Source organism: Microbacterium sp. CnD16-F, assembly GCF_024124465.1.
Taxonomy (GTDB): domain Bacteria; phylum Actinomycetota; class Actinomycetes; order Actinomycetales; family Microbacteriaceae; genus Microbacterium; species Microbacterium gawkjiense.
Window position 1 is genome coordinate 1 of sequence record NZ_JAMXSA010000079.1, and the last position, 9058, is coordinate 9058.

Here is a 9058-nt window from a genome sequence, read left to right on the forward strand (position 1 = left end):
CGCCTTCGCGCTCGGGGCGACCGCCGGGGGCACCGTCTCGGTCGACGGCGCGATGATCGCCGGCCACGCCCTCGCCGCGGTCGTCACCGCGGTGGCGGTCTGCCACGGCGAACGGATGCTGCGCGCCGTGGCACGCGGCATCCACTCCCTCCTGCGCGTCGCCGTCGTCGCCCCGCCGACGGGCGGATGGCCCGCGCCGGCCCTTCCGCTCACGACGCCGCGGGGCCTCCGCCCCCGCCTCGCCCTCGCCGATCTCTCCCGCCGCGGACCTCCCCGCTGAGCCGGCCGCCCAGGGCGGCACGTTCCTCACCTTTCCGCGCGGGCCTGCCCTCGGGCGCGCCCCGCACACCTCTTCGGGAGACATCGACTCATGACCACGCGTTCCCCGCGCCGTTCGGCGCTCACCCTCACCGGCATCGCCCTCGGCGGCGCCCTCGTCCTCGCCGCCCCCCTGGCGGCATCCGCCCACGTCCACGTCCACGCCGACGGTGCCGCCGCCGGCGCCACGTCGCGCCTGGACTTCTCGTTCAGCCACGGCTGCGACGGCTCCCCCACGACGGCCCTCGTCTTCGACATCCCCGAGGGGGTGGCCAACGTCACCCCCGTCGTCGACGGCGTGTGGAAGATCAGCCGTGTCCTCGGCGACGACGGCACGCCGACGCAGGTGACGTACACCGCGCTCACCCCGATCGAGGACGGCTTCGCCGCCTCGGCATCCTTCGACGCGCTCTTCTCCTCGGACGTGGGCGACACCGACATCGCGTTCCCCGTGACGCAGCGGTGCGAGGTGGGCGAGACGGGCTGGACGCAGGTGGCCGAGGACGGTCAGGACCCGGAGGAGCTCGAATCCCCCGCGCCGATCGTGGCCGTCGCTGCGGCGTCGGCCGCGGGCACCTCCGAGCACGGCGACGGCCACGGCCAGGCCGGGGCTGCTCCCGAGGCGGAGGCCGCGGCGAGCGCCCCGGTCGCGACCTGGCTCGGGGGCGGCGCTCTCGTGCTCGGTGCCGCGGCACTCGTCGTCGCCCTGCTGAACCGACGCCGGGTCTGACCCGGGCCGGCCGGAGGCCGGGTGCGATGATGGAGGGACCATGCAGAACCCCTCCGCACCTCCCCCCGTCCTCCGGCCGTCGCACCCCCGTGCCGTGCCACTGCAGGACGTCGCCGCCCACCTCGGCGCGACGGCGTCGGGCGACCTCGCGGGGGTGTCCGTCCACGGTGTGACCCTCGCGACCGCCGATCTGCGCGCGGGCGAGTTGTTCGTCGCCGTCCGCGGCGCACATCGCCACGGGGCGGAGTTCGCGCCCGACGCGATCGCGAAGGGCGCCGTCGCCGTGGTGACGGATGCCGACGGCGCGGCGCTCCTGACGGACGTCCGCGTCCCGGTCCTCGTCGTCGACGACCCTCGGGCGCGCCTGGGCGGACTCTCCGCACTCGTCTACGGAACGGGAGCGGATGCCGACCTCCCGCCGCTCCTGGCCGTCACCGGGACGAACGGCAAGACGAGCGTCACCCACCTCATGGAGGGGATGCTGCACGGTCTCGGCGTCACGACGGGTCTGTCGTCGACGGCGGAGCGCCACATCGCGGGCGAAGTCATCCCCTCACGGCTGACGACCCCCGAGGCATCCGAGATGCACGCCCTGATCGCACTCATGCGCGAGAAGGACGTCCAGGCGATCCTGGTCGAGGTCAGCGCGCAGGCCCTCACTCGGCACCGCGTCGACGGTCTCGTCTTCGACGTCGCCGGGTTCACGAACCTGTCGCACGATCACCTCGACGACTACGCCGACATGACCGAGTACCTCGCCGCCAAGGCGGCCCTGTTCACCCCCGAGCGCGCGCGCCGCGCGGTGGTCTGCGTGGACCAGCCGGCGGGACAGGCGATCGCCGAGCGTGCCGGCATCCCGGTGACGACGGTGCTGACCGCCGCCATCGCGGAGGACCCGACGGCGGCCGCCGACTGGCGCGTCGACCTCGTCGCCGAGACGCCCGAGGGCACGACCTTCACGCTGTCGGGCCCGGCGGGCTCGGTCACCACGACGGTGCCGGTGATCGGTCCGCACATGGCGTCCAACGCAGGCCTCGCGATCGTCATGCTGCTCGAGGCGGGCTGGGAGTGGGAGACGCTGACCGCCCTCATCGGCCACCGCGCCATCGACGCGCGCCTGCCCGGCCGCATCCAGCGGATCTCGGGCGCCGACGGCCCGGCGCTCTACCTGGACTTCGGCCACTCTCCCGACGCCTTCGCGAAGACCCTCGACGCGGTCCGTCGGGTCACCCCCGGGCGGGTCGTCATGGTGTGCGGGGCCAACGGCGACCGCGACACCACCAAGCGCGCCGACATGGGCGCCGTCGCGGCGCTCGGGAGCGACGTGCTCGTCGTGACCGACCAGCATCCCCGCTCGGAGGATCCCGCTCTCATCCGGCGTGCGCTCGTCGATGGGGCGCGCGCGGCGCGACCGGACGCCGTCATCCACGAGGTCACCCCGCCCGAGGAGGCCATCGCGACGGCGGTCTCGCTGGTCGGCGAGGGCGACGCCATCCTGTGGGCGGGACCGGGCCACCAGCACTACCGCGAGATCCACGGAGTCCGCACGCCGTTCGACGCCGAGGGCGCCGCGACGGACGCCCTGCGGCGCGCGGGATGGCCGGTTCCCGCCTGACGTTCGGGGAGGGTCGGGACTCGAGGGAGCCTCAGCCGGCGGCGATGAGCCGGTCCGCGGTGGTCCGCGCCCAGCGCTCGGCGTCGGCGAGGCTCTCGCGCGTCAGCTCCGTGGGCGGCTCATGCGCGTCGACGACGCGCGAGATCGTGTCGACGATGCCCAGGAACGGCAGCGCGCCGTCGTGGAACGCCTCGACGGCCTGCTCGTTGGCGGCGTTGAACACCGCGGGATAGGTGGACCCGGCGACACCGACCTGCTTCGCGAGCGAGACGCTCGGGAAGGCCGCCGCGTCGAGCGGCTCGAACGTCCACGTCGACGCCGTCGTCCAGTTCAGCGGAGCACCCACCCCCGCGACGCGGCGCGGGTGGTCGAGGGCGAGGGAGATCGGCAGCCGCATGTCGGGCGGCGACGCCTGCGCGATCGTCGACCCGTCGACGAACTCGACCATCGAGTGCACGATCGACTGCGGGTGGACCGTCACGTCGATGCGGTCGTAGGGGACGTCGAACAGCAGGTGCGCCTCGATGACCTCGAGGCCCTTGTTCACGAGGGTGGCCGAGTTCGTCGTCACGACACGCCCCATGTCCCAGGTGGGGTGCGCGAGCGCCTCGCGGGGGGTCACCTCCCGCAGCTGCTCGCGGCTCCGCCCGCGGAAGGGGCCACCGCTGGCAGTCAGGACGAGGCGGCGCACCTCGCCCGCCTCGCCCGACCGCAGGCACTGCGCGATCGCGGAGTGCTCCGAATCGACCGGGACGATCTGGCCGGGGGCCGCCCGCCGGGTGACGAGCTCGCCGCCGACGATGAGCGACTCCTTGTTGGCGAGCGCGAGCGCCGCGCCCGTCTCGAGCACCGCGAGCGTCGGTCCGAGCCCGACCGATCCGGTGATCCCGTTGACGACGACGTCGGCCTCGACGCTGCGGACGAGACGTTCGGCGTCGCCGGCCCCGAGCGCAGTCGCGGCCACGCCGAACTCCTCCGCCTGACGACGGAGGCCCTCGGCATCCCGCCCCGCCGCGAGACCGACGACCTCGAAGCGGTCGCGGTTCGCGCGGATGACGTCGAGCGCCTGCGTCCCGATCGAGCCCGTCGAACCGAGGATCAGGATGCGTCGCATGCGCTCACCCTACCCGCGGGGACCGGCTCGGCCGGGCCGCCGTCACTGCGCGGGAGCCGCCGCCGGTGTCTGCGCGCCGAGGATGTCGACGACGAAGACGATCGTCTCGCCCTTCAGGTCGGCCTCGTTGATCTTGCCCTCGCCGTAGCCTTCGGCGGGCGGGATCACGACGAGGACCTGCGACCCGACGGTCTGGCCCTCGAGCGCCTTCTGGAAGCCCTGGACGTAGTTCGTCGTCGGGTAGGCGATGGGCGATCCCTTGTCCCACGTGGAGTCGAAGGTCTCGCCGTTCGACCACCGGACGCCGGTGTACTGGATGAGGGCGTAGTCGCCCTTCTGGACCGTGTAGCCGTCGCCCTTCTTCATGGTCGTGACCTCGGTCTGGGTCGGGGGCTCCTCGCCCTCGGGGATCGTGATCTTCGGCGCGCCGTTCTCGGCGAGCTCGACCTTCGGGAGGCCGGCGGGGGCGGCCTGCGGCTCACCCCAGGCCGCGGTGGGCACCGTACCGAGCAGGTCGAGGACGTAGACCTCGGCCTGCGCCGTGTCACTGGCGGGGAACGCGGCGACGACGCGCTTGCCGACGTGCCCGCATCCGAAGACCTGACCGAGAACCGTGTCGGGCGAGAGCTGCGAGGGCAGGAACTGGCCGGGCTCGTACCCGATCGTGGCGAGCTCCTTGCCGTCCTCGGCGCTGTACGCGGTCATCGCGTACGACACGAACTCGCCGGCCTCGACGGCGGGGCCGTCGCCCTCGTCGAGCACCGTGACCTGCAGTTCCTTCGGCTCGAGCGGCGTCGAGAAGGTCGCGGTGGAGGGCGAGCCGACGGTGCCGTCGACCTCGACGGAATCGGATGCCTCGCCCGGCTTCGCAGCAGCGTCGCAGAGATCTGCGGCCGCCGAGCCGGTGGGCGTCGGAGCGGCGGTGTCGGAGGAGCCGCATCCGGTCAGCAGAAGCGCGGTCACGGCGACGGCGGACAGGGCGGCGAAGGGACGAAGACGCACGGAGTAGACCTCACAGAGAAACGGGGATTGCCTCCATCCTCCCCCACCTTCTTTTGTCCGGGGTGTGAGTCGGCGTTCCGAGCGCCGCGATGCACCGGGGCATGTCCTGGCCCGCATGGGTTTGGCAGTACCCTCTTCAGGTGACCGAAGCGCCGATTCCCCCCGAGAACTCCGCCGGGTCATCCGACGACGAACTCGCGCGTGCCGGTGGCCTCTACTACCTCGTGCGCTGGGGCTTCGGCCCGTTGGCACGGCTGATCTACCGCCCCCGCATCGAGGGCGTGGGCAACATCCCGCGGTCGGGCCCCATCATCCTCGCGAGCAATCACCTGAGCTTCATCGACTCGTTCGTGCTGCCGCTGTTCGCGCCGCGGCCCGTCTACTTCCTGGCCAAGTCGAGCTACTTCGACGGGTCAGGAATCAAGGGCTGGTTCAGCAACCGCTTCTTCCGCGCCCTCGGCGCCACCCCCGTGCAGCGCGGGGCGGGCCAGGCCGCGCTCGACGCCCTCGACCAGCAGCGCCGCATCCTCGAGTCCGGCAAGGCCATCGCGCTGTACCCCGAGGGCACGCGCTCGCTCGACGGACGCCTCTACAAGGGCCGCACCGGTGTCGCCTTCCTCGCGCTGGAGACCGGCGCGAAGGTCGTGCCGGTGGGGATCGTCGGCACGAACGACGCGATGCCCGTGGGCGCGAAGTGGCCGCGCATGTCGCCGCGGGTGACGATCCGCTACGGCGAGCCGATGGATTTGTCCCATCACGGTCCGGCGTCGTCGGGCCGTGCCCGCCGCCAGGCCACCGACCACATCATGTCGGCGATCCACGCGCTCTCGGGTCAGGAGCTCGCCGGCTCGTACAACGAGGTGCCCGCGCAGAATCCGGTCGAGCGTCTCAAGCAGGTCCTGCCGCACGAACGTCGCTGACGGTCACGACGGCCTCGTGGCGCACGGGGAAGTTCACCGAGTTCGCGATGAAGCACCACTCGCGCGCCTGCCGGTGGGCGGCCTCCGCCGCGGGAACCATCGCGGCATCCGCCACCGTCACCCGCGGGTGCAGGGTGACCTCGCGGAATGAACCGCCTCCTCTGCCGTCGAGCGTCATCGTGCCCGTCGCGTCGTCCTCGTAGGAGGTCACGACGACACCCACCGTGACGCAGGCGTGCAGGTACGACAGCAGGTGGCACTCCGAGAGGGCGGCGAGCAGCAGGTCCTCGGGGTTCCAGCGCGTCGGGTCGCCGCGGAACGGCTTGTCGGCCGAGGCGAGCAGGTCGGGCTTGCCCTCGACCTGCACGGTGACGGCGCGGTCGTAGTCGCGGTACCCGCTTGTTCCGCTCCCCCGGTCGCCCGTCCAGAGGGTCTTCACGCGATAGTGGTGTTCGTCGTGCACGCGGCCAGTCTCGCACGCGCAGCCGGGGCGGGCGCGGGAGGGCCCTGGGTAGGCTGGACGGGTGCCTGAGACCTTCGCCGTGACGGATGCCGTCGAACTCGCCGTCGTCGAACGCAGCGGTTTCATCGAGTCCCGTCACGCGGGGTCGGCGATCGTGCTCGACCCCGAGGGAGGGGTCGTCTCGGCGCTGGGCGCCGTGGAGGCGCCGATCCTGCCCCGCTCGACCCTGAAGCCGATGCAGGCGCTCGCGAGCGTCTCGGCCGGGGCGACGCTCGAGGGCCCGCATCTCGCCGTCGCGACCGCCAGCCACTCCGGCACGGACCGGCACGTGGCCCTCGTCACCGACATCCTCACCGCCGCCGGTCTCGGTGAGGATGCGCTGCAGTGCCCGCCCGCGTGGCCGGGCGACCCGGCCGCGCGCGACGAGATGACCCGCGAGCTGATCGGGCCGCAGCGCGTGCGGATGAACTGCTCGGGCAAGCACGCGGCGATGCTGCTGGCCTGTCAAGCGAGCGGGTGGGACACGACGACCTACCTCGACCCGCAGCATCCGCTGCAGGTCCACACCCGTGAGGTCATCGAGCGCCTCACCGGGACGAAGATCACGGCGACGGCGACGGACGGATGCGGCGCCCCGGTGCACGCGATGAGTCTCACCGCTCTCGCCCGGGCCTTCCACCGCATCGGCGCCTCGTCCGAGAAGTCGCCGTTCGCGCTGCACCGGAGCGCGGGCACCCTGGTCCGTGCCGTCCGGGAGAACCCGTGGGTGATCCAGGGCCCCGGTCAGCCCGACTCGATCGTGACGGAGCGCCTCGGCGTGTTCGCCAAGCACGGTGCCGAGGGCGTCATGGCCATGATCGCCCCGAACGGCACCACCGCCGTGCTGAAGATGCTCGACGGCAGCACCCGGGCGGGCGCCGTGACGGCGCTCACGCTGCTCGTCCGCGCCGGCGCCCTGCAGGCGGCGGACGTGGCGCGCACCCTCGCAGACCTGCCGCTGACGGTGACCGGCGGCGGCAGGGACGTCGGCGTCATCCGTCCCACCGTCTGATCCCGGCAGCCCGCCGCTCAGTCGCGCTCCATCAGGACGCGCCGCACCGGACGATCGGGCACGTGCCACCAGCCGCGACCCGCACCGGGGACGACGAACGACGGCAGGTCGCGGGACCCGACGAGAGCGCGGTACTCCGCCGCGCACGCGGCGTCGATGACGAGGTCCGCGTCGGCGCGCGCGTCGGCGAGCAGCCGCCACTGGGCGAGCCAGGCGTCGGGCGGCCCGATCACGACCCCGCCGCGCGTCAGGGACGCCTGCCCGTCGACGGGTGTCACCGGGATGCCCCAGCGTTCCCACTCCGCCGTGAGCCGTCGCAGACGCGCGCCGGCGGGCGCGACGACCGCCGCGGGCCGGCGTCCGGGCTGCCAGACGGGCGGCGGATCGCTGACGACGGAGAGGTCCTGGGCGCCGGCGTCGGCGACCTGGACGAGCGTCCGCCCGAGCCGTCCGCGTCCCGACGGCAGATCCGGCAGGTGGTCGCTCGCGTCGCCGCCGGCGGCAACGTGGTCGGCACGCGTGGCCGTCCCGAGGACGAGACGCCGCGGCACGAGCTCGAGGATCCGGCCGACGCCGCCGCCGACGCGCTGCGTCGTGAGGGCGATCCGGATGCCGCGGGTGCGCGCGCCGCGCAGGGCCTGCTCGAGCGACTCGGCAGCGACGGCGCCGTACTCCCCCGGCAGGGCGGCAAGCATGGCGTCGAGGTCGTCCACGAGCACCGTGGTGCCGGCGGGCACGTGCTCGAGGGTCGTCAGTGCGTCCCACGCCCCCTCGGGATCCCCCGGCACCGGGAGCGTCTCCGTCTGCGCCGCGATCGCGCGGAGCACCCCCGTCCTCCCGCTCCGCGGGCCGCCGACCACCGCGAGCGCCGGCTCGTCCCAGACCACGGCGCGCTGGCGCTGCTGCTCGGGCTCGTCGGCGGTTCCGAGCACGACGACGCCGGCCTGCCGGACCGAGGCGAGCGGGACGCACTCGGGAAGAGCCGGCAACCACGGGCGTCGCGCGCCCTCACCCTCGGACCTCGCCGCCGCCTCGGCGATCACCGTCGCATCGCACAGAGCCACCCGCACCGGCTGCGGCGACGTGTCGCCGGATCGTCGCACGAGCGCCGTGCCGCGGGCATCCGCTCGTCCCGAGAGCCGCGCGGCGTCGTCGACGCCCAGCACCGCACGTGAGTCGGTCGCATCGCCGACCCGCAGCGCGATGCGGAGCGGGGCGTTGGCGAGCACGGCGTCGCGGAAGACGCCGTTCGCGCGCTGCGCCGCGAGGACGAGGTGGATGCCGAGGGCCCGCCCGCGTGCGGCGAGATCACCGAACACGTCGTGCAGCAGCGGGTGCGCCGCCACGAGCGCCGCGTACTCGTCGACCACGATGACGAGCCGTCCGAGCCCCTCGCCCGCTTCGTCGACGTCGCGCGCCCCGAGGGATGCGAGGGTGCGCTCCCGGAAGCGGACCTCGGCGCGAAGGCTCTCGATGGCGCGCAGCGTCGTGGCCTCGTCGAGATCGGTGAGGACACCGGTCACGTGCGGCAGAGGTGCCAGATGGTCGAAGGTGCGGCCGCCCTTGAAGTCCACGAGCAGCAGTCCCACCTGCGACGGCGTGTGCGCCGCGCACAGCGAGACGACCCACGACGTGAGCAGCTCGCTCTTGCCCGCCCCGGTCATCCCGATGACCACCGCGTGCGGGCCGTCGGCCACGAGGTCGACGGGCGCCGCCGCTCCGCCCGCGCTTCCGAACGCCGCCGGCAGTGCGCCGCGCCGGGCGGGCGGAACTTGCCGCAGCGTCTCGCGCAGGGTCAGGACGTCCCCCGCGGTCTGCCCGAGCGCGCGCTCCGCCCGATCGGAG

General features: G+C 73.6%; 8 protein-coding genes and 1 pseudogene. 5 read left to right on the forward strand and 4 right to left on the reverse strand.

Annotated features, from left to right (window positions below):
- From NH287_RS14215 to NH287_RS14225, 3 genes and pseudogenes are all read left to right on the forward strand, one after another.
- Positions 1-280 (forward strand): annotated as a pseudogene (locus tag NH287_RS14215) (hypothetical protein); the annotation flags it as partial.
- 90 nt (positions 281-370) lie between these two features.
- Positions 371-1048, forward strand: a complete 678-nt coding sequence (locus NH287_RS14220) for a DUF1775 domain-containing protein (protein WP_253036131.1) — start codon at positions 371-373, stop codon at positions 1046-1048.
- 40 nt (positions 1049-1088) lie between these two features.
- Positions 1089-2663 carry a Mur ligase family protein gene (locus tag NH287_RS14225; protein WP_253036132.1) on the forward strand — a complete coding sequence of 525 codons (1575 nt, stop codon included), beginning with the start codon at positions 1089-1091 and terminating at the stop codon, positions 2661-2663.
- A gap of 31 nt (positions 2664-2694) precedes the next feature.
- Here NH287_RS14225 and NH287_RS14230 read toward each other — a convergent pair whose 3' ends face one another.
- Both NH287_RS14230 and NH287_RS14235 read right to left on the reverse strand, forming a co-directional pair.
- Complete coding sequence (locus NH287_RS14230; RefSeq protein WP_253036133.1) at positions 2695-3777, reverse strand: 1-deoxy-D-xylulose-5-phosphate reductoisomerase; 1083 nt, start codon at positions 3775-3777, stop codon at positions 2695-2697.
- 42 nt (positions 3778-3819) lie between these two features.
- On the reverse strand, positions 3820-4779 hold the full coding sequence (locus tag NH287_RS14235) for an FKBP-type peptidyl-prolyl cis-trans isomerase (RefSeq protein ID WP_253036134.1): 960 nt from the start codon (positions 4777-4779) through the stop codon (positions 3820-3822).
- A 140-nt stretch (positions 4780-4919) separates the two neighbouring features.
- Here NH287_RS14235 and NH287_RS14240 point away from each other — a divergent pair, with 140 nt between their 5' ends.
- Complete coding sequence (locus tag NH287_RS14240; RefSeq protein ID WP_217531184.1) at positions 4920-5699, forward strand: lysophospholipid acyltransferase family protein; 780 nt, start codon at positions 4920-4922, stop codon at positions 5697-5699.
- On the opposite strand, the gene NH287_RS14245 is transcribed toward NH287_RS14240, so the two are convergent.
- Positions 5668-6162 (reverse strand): OsmC family protein, encoded by a 495-nt coding sequence (locus tag NH287_RS14245; RefSeq protein ID WP_253036135.1) that lies wholly within the window; start codon positions 6160-6162, stop codon positions 5668-5670. The two genes, NH287_RS14240 and NH287_RS14245, sit on opposite strands and share 32 nt — an antisense overlap.
- Before the next feature lie 61 nt (positions 6163-6223).
- On the opposite strand from NH287_RS14245, the gene NH287_RS14250 reads away from it, so the two are divergent.
- Positions 6224-7213: an asparaginase gene (locus NH287_RS14250; protein WP_253036136.1), complete on the forward strand. Its 990-nt coding sequence runs from the start codon at positions 6224-6226 to the stop codon at positions 7211-7213.
- A 17-nt stretch (positions 7214-7230) separates the two neighbouring features.
- Here NH287_RS14250 and NH287_RS14255 read toward each other — a convergent pair.
- Positions 7231-9058, reverse strand: a 1828-nt coding sequence (locus tag NH287_RS14255) for an FtsK/SpoIIIE domain-containing protein (protein ID WP_253036137.1), incomplete at its 5' end; no start/stop codon positions are given.

What these genes read in the sequence shown, in the direction of transcription:
- NH287_RS14220 (WP_253036131.1), top strand. Translation starts at nt 371, where the DNA reads ATGACCACGCGTTCCCCGCGCCGTTCGGCGCTCACCCTCACCGGCATC.
- NH287_RS14230 (WP_253036133.1), bottom strand. Translation starts at nt 3,777, where the DNA reads ATGCGACGCATCCTGATCCTCGGTTCGACGGGCTCGATCGGGACGCAG.
- NH287_RS14225 (WP_253036132.1), top strand. Translation starts at nt 1,089, where the DNA reads ATGCAGAACCCCTCCGCACCTCCCCCCGTCCTCCGGCCGTCGCACCCC.